Genomic DNA, 19,350 nt, shown 5'->3' with positions numbered 1-19,350 from the left:
TGCACCGCCCGGTGCAGCATGGCAGAATGGCCCGGCTCCTGCCTTTCGCCCTTCTTTGCGCGTTGTGGCCCGCGACCCTGCGGGCCTGCGACACGGCGCTGTTGCTGGCGATGGACGTGTCCAATTCCGTCGATGACGCCGAATACCGGCTGCAGGTCGACGGTCTGGCCGACGCGCTGTCGGACCCGGTGGTGGTCGAGGCCGTGCTGATGGGCCGGGTCGCGATCTCGGTGCTGCAATGGTCGGATTCGACCCAGCAGGTCGTCACCACCGACTGGCGCCAGCCGCCCGACCGCGTGGCGCTGGCCGCGCTTTCGGCCGAGATCCGCGCGACGCCGCGCGCCTTCATCATGGGCGGCACCGCCCCGGCAGAGGCGCTGTCGGCGGCGATGGCGCTGATGGCGCGCGCGCCCGACTGCCACCGCCGGGTGATCGACGTCTCGGGCGATGGCACGCCCAATGACGGTGGCGATGTCGGCGCCGCCCAAAGACAGGCCGAGGCGATGGGCGTCACCGTCAACGGGCTGGCGATCGAAAGCCTCGGCATGGCAATCACCGGCTTCTACCGCAACCGCATCGCCACACGCGACGGTTTCGTGATCACCGCGCGGGGCCATCGCGACTATCCCCGCGCGATCCGCATCAAGCTGCGCCGCGAACTGGTCCGGGTGGTCGGCCGCCACGATCGGCCCTGAGCCGCCACCCCCCCCTTTCATCCGGCTTCGAATCCCTTATGCTTGGCCCGACCGCGAAAGGATGACGTAACGTGACCCGGCCTGCCAACCGCTCGATCGACTATGGAAACCTCATGCATCGGGCGATGCGCAGCCTGATTCAGGAGGTGCTGACGCGCGTGGCCTCCGAAGGCCTGCCCGGCAAGCACCACTTCTTCATCACCTTCGACACCATGCATCCCGACGTGGAGATCGCCGACTGGCTTTCGGACCGCTATCCGGGCGAAATGACCATCGTGATCCAGCACTGGTTCGACGCACTCACCGTGACCGAGGAAGGTTTTTCGATCACGCTGAATTTCGGCGACAGCCCCGAGCCGCTCTACATCCCCTTCGACGCGATCCGCACCTTCGTCGACCCTTCGGTCGAGTTCGGCCTGCGGTTCGAGAACCAGGACGAGGAGGAGGACGAGGAAGAGGACGAGGCGCCGATGCAGGAGATGGCCGAGCCCGAGGAGGAGGCCCCCCGGAAAGGCGCCGCGCAGGTCGTCAGCCTCGACAGCTTCCGCAAGTCCTGAGCGCTCTCACGCAAATAGGCAATTGCCCCTGAGGCGGCCCGCGCGGTAGATGGCATGCGACGGCATACCAGGGAGATCGCGATGAGCCAGACCACCCCCACCCGCACCGAATCCGACAGCTTCGGCCCGCTCGAGGTTCGCTCCGACCGCTATTGGGGGGCGCAGACGCAGCGTTCGATCCAGAACTTCCCGATCGGCTGGGAAAAGCAGCCCGTGGCCATCGTCCGGGCGCTCGGCGTGATCAAGCAGGCCTGCGCCGAGGCCAACAAGGCGCGCGGCAAGATCGAGCCCGAGATCGCCGACGCGATGATCCAGGCCGCCTCCGAGGTCGTCGCCGGCAAGCTCGACGATCATTTCCCGCTGGTGGTCTGGCAGACCGGTTCGGGCACCCAGTCGAACATGAACGCCAACGAGGTGATCTCGAACCGCGCGATCGAGATCCTGGGCGGCACCATCGGCTCCAAGGAGCCGGTGCACCCGAACGATCACTGCAACATGGGGCAGTCGTCGAACGACACCTTCCCGACCGCGATGCACATCGCCACCGCCACCACCGCGCGCGACGTGACGCTGCCGGGGCTGGAAAAGCTGCACGCCGCGCTGGCCGAGAAGGCCGAGGCCTTCAAGGACATCATCAAGATCGGCCGCACCCACACCATGGACGCGACGCCGCTGACGCTGGGCCAGGAATTCGGCGGCTACGCGCACCAGGTCGCGATGGGCATCCGCCGGGTGAAGGCCGCGCTGCCCGCGATCCACGAGCTGGCGCAGGGCGGCACCGCCGTGGGCACCGGGCTCAACACGCCCCACGGCTGGGGCGAGACCGTGGCCGAGAACATGGCCCGGATCACCGGCCTGCCTTTCGTCACCGCCCCCAACAAGTTCGAGGCGCTGGCCGCGCATGACGCGATGGTCGAGATGTCGGGCGCGCTGCGCGTGGTCGCGGGCTCGCTGTTCAAGATCGCCAACGACATCCGCCTTCTGGGCTCCGGCCCGCGTTGCGGCCTTGGCGAGCTGATGCTGCCCGAGAACGAGCCCGGCTCCTCGATCATGCCCGGCAAGGTCAACCCGACCCAGTGCGAGGCGCTGACGCAGGTCTGCGCGCATGTGATGGGCAACGACGCGGCGGTGGGCTTCGCCGGAAGCCAGGGCCATTTCGAGCTCAACGTCTACAAGCCGATGATGGCCTATAACGTGCTGCAGAGCATGCAGCTTCTGGGCGATGCGGCGGTGGCCTTCACCGACAACTGCGTCGCAGGGATTGCCGCCGACGAGGCGCGGATCGACAAGCTGATGCGCGAAAGCCTGATGCTGGTCACCGCGCTGGCGCCGACCATCGGCTATGACAACGCCACCACGGTCGCCAAGACCGCGCACAAGAACGGCACCACGCTCAAGGAGGAGGCGATCAACCTCGGCTTCGTCGATGCCGAGACCTTCGAGCGCGTGGTGCGCCCCGAGGAGATGATCGGCCCGAAATGAAGCCGGTGAACCTGAACCAGTTCAGGAAACGAAAGGCGCGGGCCGAGAAGACGGCCCGCGCCGACGCCAACGCCGCGAAGTTCGGCCGGACCAGGGCCGAAAAGGCGCGCGATGCGGCCCAAGCCGAGGCGGCGGCAAGGCGGCTCGATGGACACCGCCGCGACGATGACTGACGGCCGGCCTGTCAAACGCTCCCTGACGTTGCGCGGGCACCGCACCAGCGTCTCGCTCGAAGACGCGTTCTGGCGCGCCTTCCGCGAGATCGCGGCGGCGGAGGGGCGCACCATCAACGGGCTCGCCGCCGAGATCGACGAAGGTCGGGGCGATGTCGGGCTGGCCTCGGCGATCCGGGTCTTCGTGCTGCGGCAGTTTACCAAGTCTTAAGGATCCGCGTGTGCTGATGTGAGCATGCGCAACCTGCCCGCACCGATGTCGCCCGATCACTGGCTGGCCCATATGTTCAGCGCCAAGTCCGCCATTTCCGGCGGCGTGCTGCGCCGCAGCGTCCGCGACGTGGAGCGCTATGTCGGACGCGCGGCCTTTCTCGCCGAGATGCAACGGCGCGGCTATTCGGTGATCGAGAATGCCGGGCAATTCGTTGTCTTCTGCAATCGCGAACCGCTCAGACGCCTGCTCTGATCGAATTCTTGCAAGAATTCGCGCCTGAAATCTTGCAAGATTTCAGCTGCTCCCGCGGCGTTACGCGCAACCTGATGCCGTTTTTCGACCGCACCGTCAGATGCGCCACAGGTACCGGAACGTCGCCCTCGACCGGCGCGAAGCGATACCGCGCCAGAAGCGCCGCCAAGAGCACCGCCGCCTCGGCCATGGCAAAGCCCGCGCCGGGGCAGACGCGCGGCCCGGCGCTGAATGGCATGTAGGCCCGGCGCGCCGAGGCCCGCCCTTCTTCGCGCGACCAGCGGTCGGGATCGAAGGCGTCCGGCGCGTCCCAGAACCGCTCGTGCCGGTGCAGGTGCCACGGCGACAGCACCACCTGCGTGCGCCGCGGCAGCCCCCTGTCGCGGAACCGCTCCGGCGCGACCGTCTCGCGCACCATCATCGGCACCGGCGGGTAGAGCCGCAGCGCCTCGCGCGTGCAGTCGCGGATGAGCTTCAGGCCCGACAGCCCCGAAAAATCACCGGAAAATGCCAACGCCTCGGCGGCGGCGCGCGCCTGGATCTCGGGATGCGTGGCCAGCAGGTAGAGCGTCCAGCCCAGGCTGGACGCGCTGGTCTCGTGCCCTGCCAGAAAGAAGATCGCCACCTGGTCGACCATCTCCTCGGGCGAAAAGCACGCGCCGCTTTCGGGGTCCGGCGTCGTCATGATCCTGGTCGCGAGATCGGGCGGCGCGCTGCCATCGGCAATCGCCGCGGCGCGCCGCGCCACCAGATCCGCGATCAGCCCGCGAATGCGCCGCGCCGTCGCCCGCGTCTCGCGCGAATGCAGGCGCGGCATCCAGCGCGGGCCCCTGACAAAGGCCGCGAGGTTCAACAGCGGCTGGCTGCGCTGATGCGCGTGAAAGGCGCGGTAAGTGGCCGCCGCCGTGTCGTGTTCGATCGGGATCGAGAACAGCGTGCGAAAGATCACATCGGCGGCGGCATGGCTTGCCTGCGGCTCGATCTCGACCGGGGCGCCACCGGCCAGCGGCGCCAGCCGCGCCACCGCCGCATCCGCCGCCGCGCGCATCGCCGCGAAGCTGTCCTTGAGCCTGCCGCCCTCGAAGGCCGGGTCGATGATCCGCCGCTGCCGTTTCCACGTGGCGCCGTTGGTGAGAAACACCGATGCGCCCAGAAGCGGGCGCAGACCGGCGCCGATCCGCCCGGATTTCGGAAAATCGCCCGGCCTTTTGCGCAGCACCAGCCGCAGCAGCGCCGGGTCGTTGACCAGCACCGAGCGGAAGAACGGCGTGCGGAATTCGGCCATCCACGCCCGGTAGAGCCGCGCGGGCTGGGCCGAGAGAATGTCGGCGCGAAACAGCTTCAGGTGCCGCCACAAGGACACCCGCGCCGCGCGCGCGACCGGCTTGGGCGGCAACGGGGTCATGCGGCGACGGTGACGTGCGGCGACAAGGCCCGCCGGATCGCCGAGCGCGACGGCGCGCGGCCCGCGAAACGTTCGGCCAGCGTCAGCGGCCCGGCGGTGACGCGGAAATAATCGTAATCGCCGGGCCGGTCGAAGGCGCAGAGATACTGGAAATGCAGCCGGAAGAAGCGCCAGCACAGTTCGCGCCAGCGCGCCGGGCTCAGCGTCTGGGTGAAGGCCGCCGAGATCACCAGCGGCCAGCGCTGGTCCTTGGGCGCCACGCCCGACACCGCCACCGGATCGCACAGCGCGAAGGCGCAGCCATCGCCCGGCGCGGTCACGTCGACCCAGGCCAGCTCCTCGCGCGTCGAGAGATAGGCGAGATCGGCGCGCAGCCGCCGCGCCTCGGGCAGGAACGACATCATCGGCACCACCTGCCCCAGCGACACAAAGCCCAGTGCGGGCCCGTCTTCGGGCACCCGGCCCGCGCGGATCAGCCCCGACAGCACCGACACGGCAAGATGCGCGCCGGAGGAATGCCCGACCACCAGCACCTCGTCGACATCCTCGGTCAGCGCCGCGGCGATGCGGGTTTCGAACTCGGCCAGCCGCGCATCCAGAGCGGGCGGGTTGGCCCCGCCCCAGCGCGCGGCAAAGGCGTAGTCATGCATCAGGTAATAGGCGAAGAGGCGTCGGTCATGGCGCCGGAAAAGCTGCAGCATTCCGGCCGCAACCAGCGCCAGCACCGGCCAGAACGCCAAGGCCCCCGCCCCCCCGGCCCAAGCCGCGGCCCGCGCGGCAAACCCGCCCGCAAGGGCCCCGAGCCCGAACGCCACGGCCAGCTGCACCAGCAGCATCACCACCGGGTAGAGCGCCGCGATCACCGGCCCCTTGCGCAGCCGCATCAGCCGCCCCAGAGCGCCGCTCGCGATATAGGTCCAGGCGGTGCGCACAAGCTGCCCATAGGTCGCGACGACGCCGCCGCGCATCTGGTCGCGGACGATGTCCGACCAGACCAGCACCTCGAATTCGGCGTGGACCTCCCCGCCTTCGATCCGGGCCGCGACGGTCCAGCCGAAGCGGCGGCCATTGGCGGGCGACAGCGTCAGGTCGAACCCCGACAGCGCCGCCTGCGCCGCCGCCTCGCGGCGGTACAGCTCGCGGTAGCGGCGCGGGTGGATCGGGTCGAAGCCGGGGATGTAGAACACCCGCCGCCTGCGCAGCTGCCGCATTGCCGATCCGTCCATCGCCTGCCCTCTCATCCGGGCCAGACTAGACGAGGAAGCGGGCGGTCATAAGGCCTTTTGCGGGCGTCAGCCGAGCGCCGCGAGCGAGGGGAAGGTTTCGAGCAGCCAGAAGCTGAAATCCGAGAATTGCCCGGTCAGCATCATCAGGCCGACGGTCCAGAGCAGCAGCCCCGAGGTGCGCTCGATCCGGCCCATGTGCCGCTTCATCCACGCCATCGCGCCGGTGAGCTTGGGAAAGAACGCCGCGACCAGAAGGAACGGGATGCCCAGGCCCGCCGCATAGACCGCCAGCAGCGCCGCGCCGCGCGTCACCTCGGCCTCGGTCGCCGCCAGCCCGAGGATCGTGCCGAGGATCGGGCCGAGGCAGGGCGTCCAGCCAAAGGCGAAGGCCAGCCCCAGCACATAGGCGCCAAAGGCCGAGCCGCCCCGGTCGCCGCCCGAGACACGTGCTTCGCGGTCGAGAAACGGGATGCGCAGCACGCCGGTGAAATGCGCACCAAAGATCATGATCGTGATCCCGGCGATCACGTTGAACCAGTCCTGGAACTGCAGGAACATCCGCCCCAGCGCCGAGAAGGCGACACCAAGCAGCAAGAACACCGTCGACAGCCCCAGAACGAAGAACAGCGCCGCCGTCATCACGCGGCGGCGTTCGCGCGCGGGCGCCGACAGCTCGGTCACCGACACCCCGCCCATATAGGCGAGATAGGGCGGCACGATCGGGAGCACGCAGGGGCTGAGGAAGGAAAGAAGTCCCGCCGTCAGGGCGATCATCATCGCAGGCAGCAGCGTCGCGTCGAGGATCATCTCGGCTGAGAACATGTGGCAGACTCCTTTGCTCACAAGACGGTATCAGTCACCGAAACCGCCGTCACCAACGGCGCTCTCACGTGGTCGTGGGCGATTGTGACAGGCGCCGCGCCCGGTCTCAGACGCCGGGCAGCACCCACAGCGCCTCCCGCGGGAGCCGCCACAGCGTTTCGGCGCCGGGCCGGGCGCTGCGGGCCGCGCCGGCGCGCATCAGGGCTTCGAGCCTGAGCCCGCCCGCCTCGGCGCCGATCCGCGTCAAAAGCCCTTCGAACCGGGTTTCGGTGACGCGCATCACCACCGCGTTCTCGCCCGGTCCCGGCTCGATCGCCTCGGGGCGCAGCGTCAGGCAGCCCTGTCCCTCGGGCGCGCCATCGGGCAGCGCCAGCCGCCCCAGCGCGCAGTCGAACACGCCGCCGGTCGAGGTTCCGGGAATGAAGTTGCAGCCGCCGAAGAAACGCGCCACGTCGAGATCGGCAGGCCGGTTCCACAGCGCAGCGCCCGCGCCGATCTGGTGGATGCGCCCGCCCAGCATCAGCGCCACCCGGTCGCCCAGGACCGCCGCCTCTTCCTGGTCATGCGTGACGACCAGCGTGGTGATCCCGGTTTCGCGCTGCAGGCGGCGGATCAGCGCCCGCATTTCCGTGCGCAGATGCGCGTCGAGCGAGGAGAGCGGCTCGTCCAGAAGCAGCAGGCCGGGTTTCAGGACCAGCGCGCGCGCCAGCGCCACGCGCTGCCGCTGACCGCCAGACAGCTCGTGCGGTTTGCGGTGGCCCAGATCGTCGAGCTGCACCTGCGCCAGCGCCTCGGCCACGCGGTCGGCGATCTCGCGGCGGGGGCGGCGCTGCATCCGCAGGCCAAAGCCGACATTGGCGGCGACATCCATATGCGCAAAGAGCTGGCCCGACTGGAACACCAGCACCGCCTCGCGCCGTTCGGGCGGCAGGTGCAGCACCGAACGCCCGTCGAAGCGGACCGCGCCTGCATCGGGCGCGATCAGCCCGGCGATGACGCGCAGCGCCGTCGTCTTGCCGCAGCCCGACGGGCCCAAGAGCGCCACCATTTCGCCGTCCGCCACGTCGAGCGACAGGTTCGACAGCGCCGGGCGCGCCGCGCCCGCGTGGTGCAGGTCGAGATTGTCGAGCGTCAGCCGCGTCACCGCGTCCCTCCGAATGCCATGCCGCGCCCGCCGATCTGCCGCGCCACCAGCGCGAGGATGACGAGGCCGGGCGCGAGGCTGAGCATGGCGAGCACGCCCGCCTGATCGTTGCGCCCCGCGCCCGCCTGCGCATAGAGCAGCAAGGGCAGCGTCACCACCCGCCCGCCGCCGATCGTGAGCGTCAGGATGTATTGCGACCACGACACGAGGAACGCGAACAGCCCCGCCACCATCACGCCCGGCGCGATCGCGGGCAGCATGACGTGCCACAGCACCTGCAAGGGCCGTGCCCCGAGGCTGCGCGCCTGCGCCTCGGCCTCGGCGTCGTAATTGGAAAAGACGCCCGACATCACGAAGATCACGTAAGGCAGCGTCGGCACGAGATGCACCAGCACGACGCCAAGCGCCGAATTGGTCAGGCCGAGCCGCAGGAACACGCCGTGGATGCCAAGCCCCACCGCGATGCCCGGCACGATGACGGGCGCCAGCAGCGCCAGCTCCACCAACGCCTTGCCGCGAAACCGGTAGAGCCCGAGCGCCCGCCCCGCCGGAATGCCGAGCGCCAGCGCCAGAGCCGAGGCCGCGAGCGCGATCAGCGTCGTGGTCATCAACGCGCCGGGAATGTCGGAGCGCGGCGCGAAGGCCCGCGCCCATGGCTCCAGCGTCCATGTCGCGGGCAGGATCTGCGGATAGAACCAGCCGCGCGCCACCGACCACAGCCCCAGCGGCACCAGCGGCGCCACCAGCGCCGCGATCAGGGCCAGGCCCAGCGCCGCGCGCAGACGCCCGTTCATCGCCCGCGCCCCGCGAAGGCGGCGCGGATCAGCAGCGCCGAGACCAGCGCGATCAGCATGGCGATCGCCATCGCCTCGGGCCGCGCGGCGAGATCGGGATCGGTGAAGCGCTGCCATGCCAGCACCGGCAGCGCCGGCGGCGCGCTCTGGCCCAAGAGCACCGGCACCTCCCAGGCGCCGAAGGAAAAGGCGAAGACGATGGCGCCCGCGCGGATCAGCGCGGGCATCAGGAGCGGCAGCAAGACGAGGCGCATCGCCGCGAAGGGGGTCGCGCCGTGCGACCGGGCCGCGGCCTCGGGGTCGTCACCGAGGCTGTGCATGTTGGCCAGGAGGATCAGCCCGATGAAGGGCACCTCCTTCCAGACGTAATGGGCGATGATGCCGATGGCGAAATGGTCCTGCGTCAGCGCCGGGAACCTGGCGGGCCCATCGATCAGCCCCGCCCCGCCCGCGAGCCGCGCCAAGAAGCCCGATTGCGACAAAAGCCACAGGATGCCCAGCGCGCCGACCGCGTGCGGGATCGTCAGGTTGATCTGGAACAGCAGCCGCGCCAGCCCCTGCCCCGGAAAGCTGCGCCGCAGCAATAGCGCCGCTCCGAGCCCGAGCCCGCAGGCCAGCGCGGTCGAGGCCAGCGCGATCCACAGCGACAGCGCCAGCGAGCGCCAGACCCGGCCCTCCGACAGCACCGCGATCCACGCTTCAAACGACCAGCCGCCGCCCCGCCCGGCCCCGAACGACCCCGCGAGGCCGAGCGCGAGACCGCCGCCGAACAGCACCGCGATCACGCAAAGCGCGGGCGCCAGAGAGGCCCAAGGGTGCCCGCGTCCGATCATCTTCAGTTGCCGACGTTGGCGATCCAGCCATCTTCGATGGCCGAGGTCCAGTCCGCCTGAAGCTCGGGCAAGGCCGCCTGCCCCAGCTCCTCGATCGAGACGACCGAAGGGTGGCGCTCCAGCGCGGCAAAGCCCGCCTGCACCTTTTCCGACGCACGGTCCGGCTCGATCACCGTGGCCGCGCCCCAGATCTCGGGCTGCGCCTTTTCAAGCTGCGCCTCGCCCGACAAAAGCAGGTTCTGCAGCACCAGCGCCGCGGCCTTGTTCGCGGCGTTGACCGGGATCACCATGTAGTTGGTGTTGGCAAGCGTGCCGTCGCTCAGCCCGTAGGAGCGCGCCGTTTCGGGGAAGATGCCATTGACGACGGCGGTGCCGACCTCGGCGGGATCATAGGTGAAGAACAGATCCACCTCCTGGTTGGCGAACATCTGCTGCAGCTGGGTGATCGAGGTCGGGTAGGTCCGCCCCTCGCGCCACAGATGCGGCTCCAGCTCGTTGAGAATGTCCCATGTCCGCTCGGCCACCTCGTCGAATTTCGCCTGATCGAAGGGGCCGACCAGCGCGTCTGCGCCGCCCGCGACATGGGTGAAGACGTGGCGCACGAAGGCCGCGCCGGTGAAGTCGGGCGGCGCGGGATAGGTGAAGCGGCCCGGGTTGGCCGCGGCCCATGCCAGCAGCTCGGGGATCGCGCGCGGCGGCTCGGGCGTGCGGGCGGTGTCGTGGGCAAAGGCGAACTGCACCCGGCTCCACGGCACCTCGCAGCCATCGACCGGGGTGCCGAAATCATTGGCGATGGCGGGGTTGTCGAAATTGACCAGCGCCGCGTTGGGCAGCTTGTCGACATAGCCGCACCACGCCAGATCGGCCTGCTTCATGGTGCGGAAATTCTCGCCGTTGATCCAGATCATGTCGACCGCGCCCGCCGCCGCCCCGGCCTCGACCTCGCCCAGCACGATGTTGACGGCCTCGGCGGTGTCGGTGAGCGGCACGCGGTTGAGCGCGATGTCGTAGTCCTCCTCCAGCAGCCCGCCGACATAGTCGGAGACATAGGCGTTGATGTTGTCGGCGCCGCCCCACATGAAGACGTTGACCTCGCCGCCGCGCGCGGTCTCGACGATCTCGTCCCAGCTCATGCCGAGCAGCGCATTGCCGTCCTGCGCCTGCGCCAGACCCGCCGTGAGCATCAGCGCGCCGCCGACCCCTGCCATCATCCGCAACATGTCATCCTCCTGTCGGTCGCGCCGGGTCGTGTCGCCCGGCCTCGTCGTCAGGGTAGTGCCTTTGCGCCGGAACCGGCGCAACACACCAAAATGTCAGGGCCTTGCAATATGGGGGGCGACGGGCGGGGCGGCAGGCGGGCGCGGCTCAGTGATCTGCGGGTTGTCGCAGCGGGTCGGGCGCGGCGGCGCCGCGATCCTCGGCGGCCTTTGTCGCGCCCGGTCCCGCCTGCGTCCGCTCGGATGGATCGAGCGACGCATACCACGCCGCCAGCGCCGCGATATCCGCCTCTTTCAGCTCCCGCGCCGCCACGCGCATCAGGTTGAACGCCTCCGTGCCGCCGCGCACCCCGTCGCGCCAAAGCCGCAGCTGGGTGATTAGATAGGCCTCGTCCTGACCGGCGAGCGGCGGGAAACGCCCCTTCGGATCCTCGCCGCCCAAGCCGCTCAGATCGCGCGGGCCGGGGCCGTGGCAGGCGGTGCAGGCGGGCACGTCATCGGTACCCGCGCGGGCCAGCGTTTCGCCTTGCGCCAAGAGATCGGGGGCGGCGGCGGTCGTCCTGCCCGGCGAAGCCGCCCCCCTGGCGAACCACTCCGCCAGTTCGGACAGCTGTTCGGGGCGCAGCCGCGAGGCGGCGTGCTGCATGATGCCGCTTTCGCGTCGCCCCTCGCGATAGGCCATGAGCGCGGCCTCGATGTAGCCGGTCTCGAAGATATCGAGCCGCGGCACATGCGCCTGCGTCCCGCCATGGCAGCCCGCGCACCACGCCGCGTCCTCGGGGCCGTCCATCTGCGCGCGGGCGGTGATCCCGGCCTGCCGCGCGGGCGTCACCGCGCCCGTCTGGATCGCGCGCAGATAGGCCACGACGGCCCAGACATCATCCTCGCGCGAAGACGGCCATGGCGGCATGCCCGACATCTTGACCCCTTCGAAGACGATCCAGTGCAGCTCTTCGGGGCTCCAGCCGCCGACCGCGTCGGTGATGTGCGGCGGCGGCGGGTTCATGCCGCGCACCGTCGCGCTGCGCGCGCGTCCCGGCATCGCGTGGCACATGGCGCAGGCGGTCTCAAAATGCCGGGCGCCAAGCTCGATCAGCGCCGGGTCGCGAAGATCGGGCGCGGGCGTTTCGGGCGCGCCGGAATATAGATCGACCGCGTTGCGATAGGTCGTGTGCAGCGCCCAGCGCACCGGCGGCAGATGCCCCGCCCGCGCCGAGACGTTGTAGAGCCCGAAGGCGACGGTCGCGCCCCCGGCCACGGCGCCCAGACCGGCCAGAACGGCCAACGTGGCGAGAACCGTCTTCGTCCGCTGCCTCATGCGGCGGCCTCCCTTTCCTTCACGGCGCGGGCGGTCAGCAACAGCCCCGCCACCAGATAGACCGGCGTGCCGATGCCGAGCATCAGCATGCCGCCGATCTGCTGGCCGCCCAGATCGGGCATGAGCCCGCACCACGCGGCATAAAGATCGCGCGGCGCGAGGATCAGGAGCGCGCCCAGGAGCGTCATGTGCATCGAGGTGAGCAGGAGCCCCCCCGCCCCGGCCAGCGGATGGGCCGCGCGCAGGCAGCCCGACCAGACCAGAAGCCCCGCGATGAGAAAGCTCGCCTGTTCGGCGACGAAGCCCGCATCCGAGCGGTAGGCGAGCCCATGCGCGCGCGGCAGATGCCACGACCAGATCACGATGAATTCGAGCGCCGCCGCCGCGAGCGGCCCCAGCGCCAGCGCCCGGCCCATCGCGGGCCAGCCCAGCACCAGCAGCGGCGCGGCCAGCGCCACCAGCACCATGTGCCGCAGCATGTGCCCCGCAAAGGCCGAGCCGAGCCACATCGCCACCGGCGCCACCCAGATCGCGGCCAGCAGCCCCAGCCCGAGGGTCAGCGGCACGGGCCTTACCGGCATGACGCCAGCACGATCAGCGGCAGCGTGTCATAGACCACGCCGATGAAGGAAATGAGCGCCAGCAGGAACCCGGCATGGCCCAGAAACTGGTGCCGGTCCTCGGCGTTGCCCTCGGGGTTCGAAAATTCGCCGGTGCCGCGCACGTCCCAGCGCTGGAAGGCGCGCCAGCCGATCCATGCGATCGCCGCCAGCATCAGGGCCGTCATCGCGATCAGCGCCGCGCGCAGCGTGCCCATCGCCGCCAGATGGTCGTAGCGAAAGCAATAGACCGACACGGCGGCGTAGCTGATGACGAAGTGAAACGCCCAGATCGTCGGCGCCAGCGTGATCCGCCACAGGCTTTCGCGCTCCTCGGCGAATTCATGCGCATCCCCGCGCGGGTGCGGCTGGCGGTCGTGATCGCTGTCGCGCATCGGCGTCCTCCTCACATCAGCCGCGGCACGAGGCCGATCATCGCGCCGGTCACCAGCGCCGTCAGCCCCAGGAAATGCCAGAACAGCGTGACGTTCCACAGATCGGCGTCGTAGCGCGGCGTCAGCTTGCCGAAGATCGACCCCGCAAGGCAATAAAGCTGCATGATGGTCCCGACGATGCCATGCGCCACGATCCAGACCATCAGCGCCCACATCATCGCCGGGTAGACATGGGATGTCGGATCGAGATCGATCACCGACAGGATGAACCCGCCCATCCCCGACAGCGTCAGCAGCGGCGCCAGCGCCAGCGCGCCGCGCGCCAGCCCGACCCGCCCCGCCCGGTTCAGCCCGCGCGCGCCGCGCGTCAGCGCCCATGACAGCGCAAGGGCGGCGGTGGCCAGCGCCACGAGAGAGCCGCTCGCATGCGCGGCCCCCGGCGGCGGAAAGGCGGTGCTGGAGGTCCAGTAGAAGAACACCCCGAACACCAGAGAGGCAAAGGCCGTGGCATCGCCCAGCATGGTGATCCACACCGCCCACCAGCCGACCGCCTGCGGCCCCGCGGCATAGGTCGGCAGGCTGAGACCCAGCCCGACATCCTTCATGTCCTTTTCCGGCGGGCGCGCCGTGGTGGTCCAGAGCCAATAGAGGATCGAGACCACCGCGAAGGCCGCGCAGATGATCGCGGGCGGGTAGAGGTGGAAGGTCGGAAAGATGAAGGCACCGCCGGTGAACCCCGCGGCGAGAATGGTGACATAGGCCGGGCCGGTCACGCGCTGCACTTGGATGGGGCGCGCATCGATCACCGATGTCACGATGGTTTCGCGCAGGCCTTCCTCGGCATCGGGCAGGTAATAGCGCCCGGCATCCATCCGCGCGACAAGATCGGGCTGGTCCCAGAGCGGGTAGCGCGTGGTGATGTGCGGGATCGAGCGGACGCCCCATTTGGTCTCGGGGATCTCGTGGCTCCATTCCAGCGTGCCCGCCCCCCACGGGTTGCGCGCGATCTGCGGCTGGTTCTTCTTCGGGCGCACGATGTCCCACGCGAAGACCGCAAAGCCCGCGGCCACGATGAACGCGCCCACGGTCGAGATCTGGTTCAGCCAGTCGATTCCGAGCCCTTGCGGATAGGTATAGACCCGGCGCGGCATGCCCAGAAGACCGGTGAGATGCATCGGCAGGAAGGTGATGTTGAAACCGGTGAAGATCAGCCAGAAGGACCAGCGGCCCAGACGCTCCGACAGCATCTTCTTCCTGAAGAATGGAAAGAAGTAATAGACCCCCGCGATCACCGGAAAGATCATGCCGCCGAACAGCGTGTAATGCAGGTGCGCCACGATGAAATAGGTGTCGTGCACCTGCCAGTCGAAGGGCGCGATGGCGACCATCACGCCGGTCAGGCCACCGGCGGTGAAGATCGCCAGAGCGCCTGCGATCCACAGCATCGGCAGCGTCATCTTCACCCGCCCCGCGATCAGCGTGGCGACAAAGGCGAAAAGCTGGATGCCGGTCGGGATCACCACCGCCTCGGACGCCGCCGAGAAGAACCCCAGCGAGATGTTGGGCAACCCGGTGGTGAACATGTGATGCACCCAGAGCCCGAAGCTCAGGAACCCGGTGCCCACCGCCGAGAGCACGATCCACGAATAGCCCAGGATCGGGCGGCGGGCGACGGTGGGCACCACCATCGCCGCGATGGCGATGGAGGGCAGGAAGATGATGTAGACCTCCGGGTGGCCGAAGATCCAGAACAGGTGCTGCCACAGCATCGGGTCGCCGCCGCGGGTGTGATCGAAGAAGGGCCAGTCGAACGAGCGCTCCAGCTCGAACAGGAAATCGCCCGCGATCAGCGGCGGAAAGGCGAACAGGATCATGCCGCCCACCACGAGAACGTACCACGCGTAGAGCGGCATGACGTTGACCCGCATGCCGGGGGGGCGGCATTTCAGCGCGCCGACGATCAGCTCGACCGCCGCCGCAATCGAGGCCACCTCGATGAACGACAGGCCCAGAAGCCAGATGTCCGAGCCGATCCCCGGCTCCAGCGTGGCGAGCGGCGGGTACATGAACCAGCCCGCCTTGGGTGCCGCCGAAAACAGGATCGAGCCGATCACGAAGATGCCGCCGATCAGGAAGGCCCAGTAGCCATAGGCCGAAAGCCGCGGGAACGGCATGTCGCGCGCGCCCAGGAAAGCGGGCAGGATCAGGATCGAGATCGCCTCGAACATCGGCACGGCGAAGAGGAACATCATCGCCGAGCCGTGCATGGTGAAGAGCTGGTTGAACAGATCGGCCGAGATCAGGTCGTTCTCCGGCACCCAGAGCTGCAACCGCATCAGGAGCGCCATGACCCCCGCGATCAGCATGAACACGAAGGCGGTCATGGTGTACCAGACGCCGACCTCGGAGTTGTTGACGGCGGTCCAGTAACGCCAGCCCTGCGGCGTCTTCCACGCGCGGCGCAGGTTCTCCTTCTGGCGCGCCTGCACCGCGTCGGGCACCGGCGCGCGCAGCATCTCCTCGGTGGGCGGATAGATCCCCTCGGGCGCGAGATCGCCTGCGGGAATGCGGTGATCGGTCATTCGAGGCCCTCGAGATAGGCGGCGATCGCACCGATCTGCGCGTCCGTGAGATGGTCATAGGCGGGCATTTCGGCGCCGGGTTTCCACGCGCCGGGATTGGCGACCCACTTGGCGAAATCCTCGACCGAGGTTCCGAGGCGGCCTGCGGCGAGCGAATGGCGCGATCCGACATGGGTGAGGTCCGGCCCCACCCGCCCCGTGGCGGGCGTGCCGCGCACCGCGTGGCAGGCGCCGCAGCCCTGCGACAAAAACAGCGCGGCGCCCCGCCCGGCCTCGGCGCTCGTCGGGGCCACCGCCGGGGCGGCCTCGGCGTCGAGCCATGCTTCGAAGGCCTCGGGCGCCATCACCTCGGCCTCGAACGCCATCCAAGCATGGCTTTCGCCGCAGAATTCGGCGCATTGACCGCGATAGATGCCGGGGCGTTCGGGGCCGAGCGTCATCTCGGTCACCCGGCCCGGAAACATGTCCATCTTGCCGCCCAAGGAGGGCACCCAGAAGGAATGGATCACCTTCTTGCTGTCGAGCAGGAAGGTCGAACGGACACCGGCTGGCAGGCGGATCTCGTTGGCGGTGGTGACGATGCTGCCGTCATCGCGCGTGTAGTCCACCCGCCACCACCATTGTTCGCCGGTCACCCGGATCACCGGCCCGTCGCCGGTGGCGCGCAGGTCCGGCATGAGGGTGAGCCCGTAGACCAGCAGCGCGCCGAGCGTGAGGGTCGGAAACAGAATGCCGCCGAGGATCACCAGCCAGTTGGCCATGCGCTGCGAATGCGGTGCCGGGCTGCGGCGGGTGGCCCAGTAGAACAGCCCGTTCATGCCGATCCACAGCACCACCGCCCCGGTCAGCATCACCCAGAACAGGTCGGTCAGGATGCGCGCATCGGCGCCGCCATCGACCAGAACGGATTGCCGCCCGTCGCAGCCCGCCAACAGGAACGGCACAAGCAAAAGCAGCCATCCGGAGCGCAAGAAACGGACATGTCGGGCACGGGTGTTGCGGGTCATCTATCATCCGTGAATGCGGCGCCGTGGCCCTCTTCACGACAATGAGAGCGCGTCACGGCCTGCGGTCAAGCGTCGCACTCCGAAGAATTGTGCCGCCATGACCGCATTGCGCGGCGCGCGGCGGACGCTATGTAACGGCGGCATGACACAGATGCATTCCCCGCCCCGCGGACCAGCCCGCATTCCCGTTCCCGGCCTTTTCATCGGCGTTGCGGCGCTGCTCGGTCTCGCGGTGGGGCTGGGCCTGCTGCAAGGCCAGCTCGACCGGCAGTTCCGCGAAAGCGGGATCGTCACCTATGGCTCGGTGATCCTGCTGGGGCTGATTTCATGGACCAGCTTTGCGATCGGCAGGATCCGCCGCGACCGCGCCCGCCCGCTCTGGCGCGATCCGCGCGCGGTCTGGACCGCCATCGGCGCGGGCTTTGCCTTTCTCGCGCTCGACGATCTGGCGCAGGTGCACGAGAATCTCGACAAGCTGATCCACAGCCTCGCGGGGGCCGAGGCGACGGCGCTGACCGACCGGCTCGATGACCTGATCATCGCGCTTTACGGGCTGGCGGGTCTTCTGGTGCTGTGGCTGTGCCGCGCGGAGCTCAAGCGTTTCGGCAGGCTGCTGCCCTGGCTTGGCGCCGGGTTCGCGATCCTCGCGCTGCAGGTCGGGCTCGACGTGATCTCGAACCGGGACGAATGGCTCGACTGGCTTGCCGTGGCCGAAGCGGCGCGGCCGCTCTGGCGCGATGCGATGACCATCACGGAAGAGGCGGCCAAGCTGTTTGCCGAGGCCGCCTTCCTGTCGGGCTTCGTGCTGACGCTGCGGGGGCTGCGCGCCGGCTGAGATCAGACGCCGCGCTTGTTGCCCCAGATCAGCACGTGCAGCTGCGGCAGCACGCGCGCCGCGAACCAGCCATCCGCCAGCGTCCGGTTCACCAGCCAGTCCATCCGGTCGGTGATGCCGTCCATGTCGATCACCGCATCCTCGGCATCGGCGGGCGGCGGCGTGTGGTTGCCCGGCTGAAGATAGACCGGAAGCTGCGGGTAGCGCGCGGCCACGTCGCGCGCCCAGGCGTAATCGGTCTCGTCGAACACCACGATCTTCAGGATCGCCTCGGCCTGCCCCGCCGCCGCGAGGCAGTCGTCGAAACGGTCCCAATCTGGCGTTTCGCCCGATGAGGGCGGCTTGGGGGAGAGCACCAAGGGCGCCAGCCGCGAGAACCAGTCGCGCGCGACCGAGCCTTGGGTCTCCAGCGCGAAGCCGTAACCCAGGGCCCGGCCCCGCTCGATCAGCGGGCCGCAATCCTGGATCGCCGGGTTGCCGCCCGAGATCGTCACGGTGAGAGGCCGACCGCCGGACAGCTCGGCGACCTTGGCCCAGACCTCTTCGGTTTCCATCGGCGCCCATGTGTGGCGGTATTCGCTGTCAACCGAATGCAGGCTGTCGCACCACGAACAGCGGTAATCGCAGCCGCCCAGGCGCACGAAGACCGTCGCCTGCCCGATCAGCGCACCTTCCCCTTGGATCGTCGGGCCGAAGATTTCAGAAACGCGCAGCATGCTCATGCCGCGCTCCGCCGGGGCCGATATTCCGCCCATGTCTTCGGCGTCTCGGAGATGCGCACGGCGCTGACCTGATCCCAGCGGGCGCGGGCCCAGTCGAAGATCTCCTTGGCCAGCACTTCCGAGGTCACGTGGTCATGGCCGAACACCTCGTTGAGATGCCGGTGATCGAGGTGATCGTCGATCCACGACTTGAGCGGCTTCAGCGCCCGGTAATCGAGCACGAAGCCGTTCTCGTCGAGCGTTTCGGCCTGAAGCTCGATCTCGGCGATGTAGTTGTGACCGTGCAGCCGCGCGCAGGGGTGGTCTTCGGGCAGGTCGCACAGCTGGTGGCTGGCGGAGAAGTGGAATTCCTTGGTGATGGTGAACATCAGTTGGCCCCCTTCTCGATCGCCTCGATCCAGTAATCGGGATCGGCATAGGTTGTCGGGTCCTCGACGCCGGCGAGGTGGAACGCCTCGCGCCGCTCGACGCAGGTGCCGCAGCGGCCGCAGTGCAGATCATTGCCCTTGTAGCACGACCACGTCTCGGCGAACGGCGTGCCGTGCTGCGCGCCCGCCGTGACGATGGCGCTTTTGGGCTCGTGCACGAAAGGCGTGTAGAGCCGGATATCGGCATAGCCGTCGAGCGCCTGTTTCTGCATCGCCTCGAAGGCCTGCGTGAATTCGGGCCGGCAATCGGGATAGATGAAGTGGTCGCCGCCATGCACCGCCGTCGCCACCGCGTCGGCCTTCTGCGCCGCAGCGAGGCCGAAGGCCACGGCGAGCATGATGGCGTTGCGGTTCGGCACCACGGTCGATTTCATGGTCTCTTCGGCGTAATGCCCGTCCGGCACATCGACATCGTCGGTCAGCGCCGAGCCGGTCAGATGCGCGCCGACCCCACGCATGTCGATCAGGTGGAACGGCACGCCCAGACGCTCGGCGCAGGCCCGCGCGAAGTCCAGCTCCTTGGCGTGGCGCTGGCCGTAGTCATAGGAGATGAGGCCGGCCAGCTCGTGTTCGGCGGCGACCTTGTGGGCGAGCGACACGCTATCGAGCCCGCCAGAGCAGATTACATAGGTTTTCATTTGATCCGTCCT

22 protein-coding genes are annotated in these 19,350 nt (G+C 68.9%); 7 read left to right on the top strand and 15 right to left on the bottom strand.

All coding sequences use genetic code 11. The features are described 5' to 3' along the window. Nucleotides 1-62 precede the first annotated feature (62 nt). From LOKHON_RS06360 to LOKHON_RS06335, 6 genes are all read left to right on the top strand, one after another. The gene (locus tag LOKHON_RS06360; RefSeq protein ID WP_342670093.1) at nt 63-695 is read left to right on the top strand and encodes a DUF1194 domain-containing protein; all 633 of its coding nucleotides are present in this window, start codon (nt 63-65) and stop codon (nt 693-695) included. Between the two features lie 113 nt (nt 696-808). Further along, complete coding sequence (locus LOKHON_RS06355) at nt 809-1,252, top strand: SspB family protein (RefSeq protein ID WP_033315531.1); 444 nt, start codon at nt 809-811, stop codon at nt 1,250-1,252. Between the two features lie 81 nt (nt 1,253-1,333). Continuing rightward, nucleotides 1,334-2,734: a class II fumarate hydratase gene (gene fumC / locus LOKHON_RS06350; RefSeq protein WP_017928423.1), complete on the top strand. Its 1,401-nt coding sequence runs from the start codon at nt 1,334-1,336 to the stop codon at nt 2,732-2,734. Next, nucleotides 2,731-2,907 carry a DUF4169 family protein gene (locus LOKHON_RS06345; protein WP_017928422.1) on the top strand — a complete coding sequence of 59 codons (177 nt, stop codon included), beginning with the start codon at nt 2,731-2,733 and terminating at the stop codon, nt 2,905-2,907. Before fumC ends, LOKHON_RS06345 begins: the two co-directional genes overlap by 4 nt. Then, nucleotides 2,900-3,118 (top strand): ribbon-helix-helix domain-containing protein, encoded by a 219-nt coding sequence (locus tag LOKHON_RS06340; RefSeq protein ID WP_026147468.1) that lies wholly within the window; start codon nt 2,900-2,902, stop codon nt 3,116-3,118. The genes LOKHON_RS06345 and LOKHON_RS06340 overlap by 8 nt, the downstream gene beginning before the upstream one ends. Nucleotides 3,119-3,142: 24 nt before the next feature. After that, on the top strand, nt 3,143-3,373 hold the full coding sequence (locus LOKHON_RS06335) for a hypothetical protein (RefSeq protein ID WP_017928420.1): 231 nt from the start codon (nt 3,143-3,145) through the stop codon (nt 3,371-3,373). Here LOKHON_RS06335 and LOKHON_RS06330 read toward each other — a convergent pair. The 12 genes from LOKHON_RS06330 to LOKHON_RS06275 form a co-directional block, all read right to left on the bottom strand. Then, nucleotides 3,357-4,778 carry a cytochrome P450 gene (locus LOKHON_RS06330; protein ID WP_081610581.1) on the bottom strand — a complete coding sequence of 474 codons (1,422 nt, stop codon included), beginning with the start codon at nt 4,776-4,778 and terminating at the stop codon, nt 3,357-3,359. The genes LOKHON_RS06335 and LOKHON_RS06330 overlap by 17 nt on opposite strands. Continuing rightward, nucleotides 4,775-6,004 carry a hypothetical protein gene (locus tag LOKHON_RS06325; RefSeq protein WP_026147467.1) on the bottom strand — a complete coding sequence of 410 codons (1,230 nt, stop codon included), beginning with the start codon at nt 6,002-6,004 and terminating at the stop codon, nt 4,775-4,777. Before LOKHON_RS06325 ends, LOKHON_RS06330 begins: the two co-directional genes overlap by 4 nt. Nucleotides 6,005-6,070: 66 nt before the next feature. Further along, complete coding sequence (locus LOKHON_RS06320) at nt 6,071-6,826, bottom strand: cytochrome c biogenesis CcdA family protein (protein WP_017928417.1); 756 nt, start codon at nt 6,824-6,826, stop codon at nt 6,071-6,073. A 106-nt stretch (nt 6,827-6,932) separates the two neighbouring features. Beyond that, nucleotides 6,933-7,970, bottom strand: coding sequence for an ABC transporter ATP-binding protein (locus tag LOKHON_RS15865; protein ID WP_017928416.1), 1,038 nt, complete (start codon nt 7,968-7,970; stop codon nt 6,933-6,935). Beyond that, the gene (locus tag LOKHON_RS15860) at nt 7,967-8,764 is read right to left on the bottom strand and encodes an ABC transporter permease (protein ID WP_017928415.1); all 798 of its coding nucleotides are present in this window, start codon (nt 8,762-8,764) and stop codon (nt 7,967-7,969) included. The genes LOKHON_RS15865 and LOKHON_RS15860 overlap by 4 nt, the downstream gene beginning before the upstream one ends. Continuing rightward, nucleotides 8,761-9,597 (bottom strand): ABC transporter permease, encoded by an 837-nt coding sequence (locus LOKHON_RS06305; protein ID WP_017928414.1) that lies wholly within the window; start codon nt 9,595-9,597, stop codon nt 8,761-8,763. Before LOKHON_RS06305 ends, LOKHON_RS15860 begins: the two co-directional genes overlap by 4 nt. A gap of 2 nt (nt 9,598-9,599) precedes the next feature. Continuing rightward, nucleotides 9,600-10,817, bottom strand: coding sequence for an ABC transporter substrate-binding protein (locus LOKHON_RS06300; RefSeq protein ID WP_017928413.1), 1,218 nt, complete (start codon nt 10,815-10,817; stop codon nt 9,600-9,602). 145 nt (nt 10,818-10,962) lie between these two features. Beyond that, complete coding sequence (locus tag LOKHON_RS06295; RefSeq protein ID WP_017928412.1) at nt 10,963-12,132, bottom strand: c-type cytochrome; 1,170 nt, start codon at nt 12,130-12,132, stop codon at nt 10,963-10,965. Continuing rightward, nucleotides 12,129-12,713: a cytochrome c oxidase assembly protein gene (locus LOKHON_RS06290; RefSeq protein ID WP_033315494.1), complete on the bottom strand. Its 585-nt coding sequence runs from the start codon at nt 12,711-12,713 to the stop codon at nt 12,129-12,131. Before LOKHON_RS06290 ends, LOKHON_RS06295 begins: the two co-directional genes overlap by 4 nt. Then, nucleotides 12,704-13,126 carry a hypothetical protein gene (locus tag LOKHON_RS06285; protein WP_017928410.1) on the bottom strand — a complete coding sequence of 141 codons (423 nt, stop codon included), beginning with the start codon at nt 13,124-13,126 and terminating at the stop codon, nt 12,704-12,706. Before LOKHON_RS06285 ends, LOKHON_RS06290 begins: the two co-directional genes overlap by 10 nt. Nucleotides 13,127-13,137: 11 nt before the next feature. Next, nucleotides 13,138-15,708, bottom strand: a complete 2,571-nt coding sequence (ctaD, locus tag LOKHON_RS06280; protein WP_017928409.1) for a cytochrome c oxidase subunit I — start codon at nt 15,706-15,708, stop codon at nt 13,138-13,140. Then, complete coding sequence (locus LOKHON_RS06275) at nt 15,705-16,715, bottom strand: cytochrome c oxidase subunit II (RefSeq protein ID WP_017928408.1); 1,011 nt, start codon at nt 16,713-16,715, stop codon at nt 15,705-15,707. The genes ctaD and LOKHON_RS06275 overlap by 4 nt, the downstream gene beginning before the upstream one ends. Nucleotides 16,716-16,866: 151 nt before the next feature. Between LOKHON_RS06275 and LOKHON_RS06270 the strand changes: the two genes are divergently transcribed. Continuing rightward, the gene (locus tag LOKHON_RS06270) at nt 16,867-17,550 is read left to right on the top strand and encodes a hypothetical protein (RefSeq protein ID WP_017928407.1); all 684 of its coding nucleotides are present in this window, start codon (nt 16,867-16,869) and stop codon (nt 17,548-17,550) included. A 2-nt stretch (nt 17,551-17,552) separates the two neighbouring features. Here the strand turns inward: LOKHON_RS06270 and queE are convergent, their stop codons facing one another. Genes queE through queC form a run of 3 tightly spaced genes read right to left on the bottom strand, consistent with a single transcriptional unit; the run spans nt 17,553 to nt 19,338 of the window. Next, the gene (gene queE / locus LOKHON_RS06265) at nt 17,553-18,272 is read right to left on the bottom strand and encodes a 7-carboxy-7-deazaguanine synthase QueE (protein ID WP_017928406.1); all 720 of its coding nucleotides are present in this window, start codon (nt 18,270-18,272) and stop codon (nt 17,553-17,555) included. Further along, nucleotides 18,269-18,640: a 6-carboxytetrahydropterin synthase QueD gene (queD, locus tag LOKHON_RS06260; protein ID WP_017928405.1), complete on the bottom strand. Its 372-nt coding sequence runs from the start codon at nt 18,638-18,640 to the stop codon at nt 18,269-18,271. The genes queE and queD overlap by 4 nt, the downstream gene beginning before the upstream one ends. Continuing rightward, nucleotides 18,640-19,338 (bottom strand): 7-cyano-7-deazaguanine synthase QueC, encoded by a 699-nt coding sequence (gene queC, locus LOKHON_RS06255; protein WP_017928404.1) that lies wholly within the window; start codon nt 19,336-19,338, stop codon nt 18,640-18,642. The genes queD and queC overlap by 1 nt, the downstream gene beginning before the upstream one ends. Between the last annotated feature and the right edge of the window lie 12 nt (nt 19,339-19,350).

Source organism: Limimaricola hongkongensis DSM 17492 (assembly GCF_000600975.2).
In the GTDB taxonomy this organism is placed as follows: domain Bacteria; phylum Pseudomonadota; class Alphaproteobacteria; order Rhodobacterales; family Rhodobacteraceae; genus Limimaricola; species Limimaricola hongkongensis.
The sequence above is the reverse complement of the archived record's forward strand: the minus strand, read 5'-3'. Positions and strand labels throughout refer to the sequence as shown.

What these genes read in the sequence shown, in the direction of transcription:
- queE (WP_017928406.1), bottom strand. Translation starts at nt 18,272, where the DNA reads ATGAGCATGCTGCGCGTTTCTGAAATCTTCGGCCCGACGATCCAAGGG.
- LOKHON_RS06275 (WP_017928408.1), bottom strand. Translation starts at nt 16,715, where the DNA reads ATGACCCGCAACACCCGTGCCCGACATGTCCGTTTCTTGCGCTCCGGA.
- LOKHON_RS06305 (WP_017928414.1), bottom strand. Translation starts at nt 9,597, where the DNA reads ATGATCGGACGCGGGCACCCTTGGGCCTCTCTGGCGCCCGCGCTTTGC.
- LOKHON_RS06355 (WP_033315531.1), top strand. Translation starts at nt 809, where the DNA reads ATGCATCGGGCGATGCGCAGCCTGATTCAGGAGGTGCTGACGCGCGTG.
- LOKHON_RS06340 (WP_026147468.1), top strand. Translation starts at nt 2,900, where the DNA reads ATGACTGACGGCCGGCCTGTCAAACGCTCCCTGACGTTGCGCGGGCAC.
- LOKHON_RS06320 (WP_017928417.1), bottom strand. Translation starts at nt 6,826, where the DNA reads ATGTTCTCAGCCGAGATGATCCTCGACGCGACGCTGCTGCCTGCGATG.
- LOKHON_RS06300 (WP_017928413.1), bottom strand. Translation starts at nt 10,817, where the DNA reads ATGTTGCGGATGATGGCAGGGGTCGGCGGCGCGCTGATGCTCACGGCG.
- LOKHON_RS06295 (WP_017928412.1), bottom strand. Translation starts at nt 12,132, where the DNA reads ATGAGGCAGCGGACGAAGACGGTTCTCGCCACGTTGGCCGTTCTGGCC.
- LOKHON_RS06325 (WP_026147467.1), bottom strand. Translation starts at nt 6,004, where the DNA reads ATGGACGGATCGGCAATGCGGCAGCTGCGCAGGCGGCGGGTGTTCTAC.
- LOKHON_RS06290 (WP_033315494.1), bottom strand. Translation starts at nt 12,713, where the DNA reads ATGCCGGTAAGGCCCGTGCCGCTGACCCTCGGGCTGGGGCTGCTGGCC.
- queC (WP_017928404.1), bottom strand. Translation starts at nt 19,338, where the DNA reads ATGAAAACCTATGTAATCTGCTCTGGCGGGCTCGATAGCGTGTCGCTC.
- LOKHON_RS06335 (WP_017928420.1), top strand. Translation starts at nt 3,143, where the DNA reads ATGCGCAACCTGCCCGCACCGATGTCGCCCGATCACTGGCTGGCCCAT.
- LOKHON_RS06345 (WP_017928422.1), top strand. Translation starts at nt 2,731, where the DNA reads ATGAAGCCGGTGAACCTGAACCAGTTCAGGAAACGAAAGGCGCGGGCC.
- ctaD (WP_017928409.1), bottom strand. Translation starts at nt 15,708, where the DNA reads ATGACCGATCACCGCATTCCCGCAGGCGATCTCGCGCCCGAGGGGATC.
- fumC (WP_017928423.1), top strand. Translation starts at nt 1,334, where the DNA reads ATGAGCCAGACCACCCCCACCCGCACCGAATCCGACAGCTTCGGCCCG.
- LOKHON_RS15860 (WP_017928415.1), bottom strand. Translation starts at nt 8,764, where the DNA reads ATGAACGGGCGTCTGCGCGCGGCGCTGGGCCTGGCCCTGATCGCGGCG.
- LOKHON_RS06330 (WP_081610581.1), bottom strand. Translation starts at nt 4,778, where the DNA reads ATGACCCCGTTGCCGCCCAAGCCGGTCGCGCGCGCGGCGCGGGTGTCC.
- LOKHON_RS06285 (WP_017928410.1), bottom strand. Translation starts at nt 13,126, where the DNA reads ATGCGCGACAGCGATCACGACCGCCAGCCGCACCCGCGCGGGGATGCG.
- LOKHON_RS06270 (WP_017928407.1), top strand. Translation starts at nt 16,867, where the DNA reads ATGCATTCCCCGCCCCGCGGACCAGCCCGCATTCCCGTTCCCGGCCTT.
- queD (WP_017928405.1), bottom strand. Translation starts at nt 18,640, where the DNA reads ATGTTCACCATCACCAAGGAATTCCACTTCTCCGCCAGCCACCAGCTG.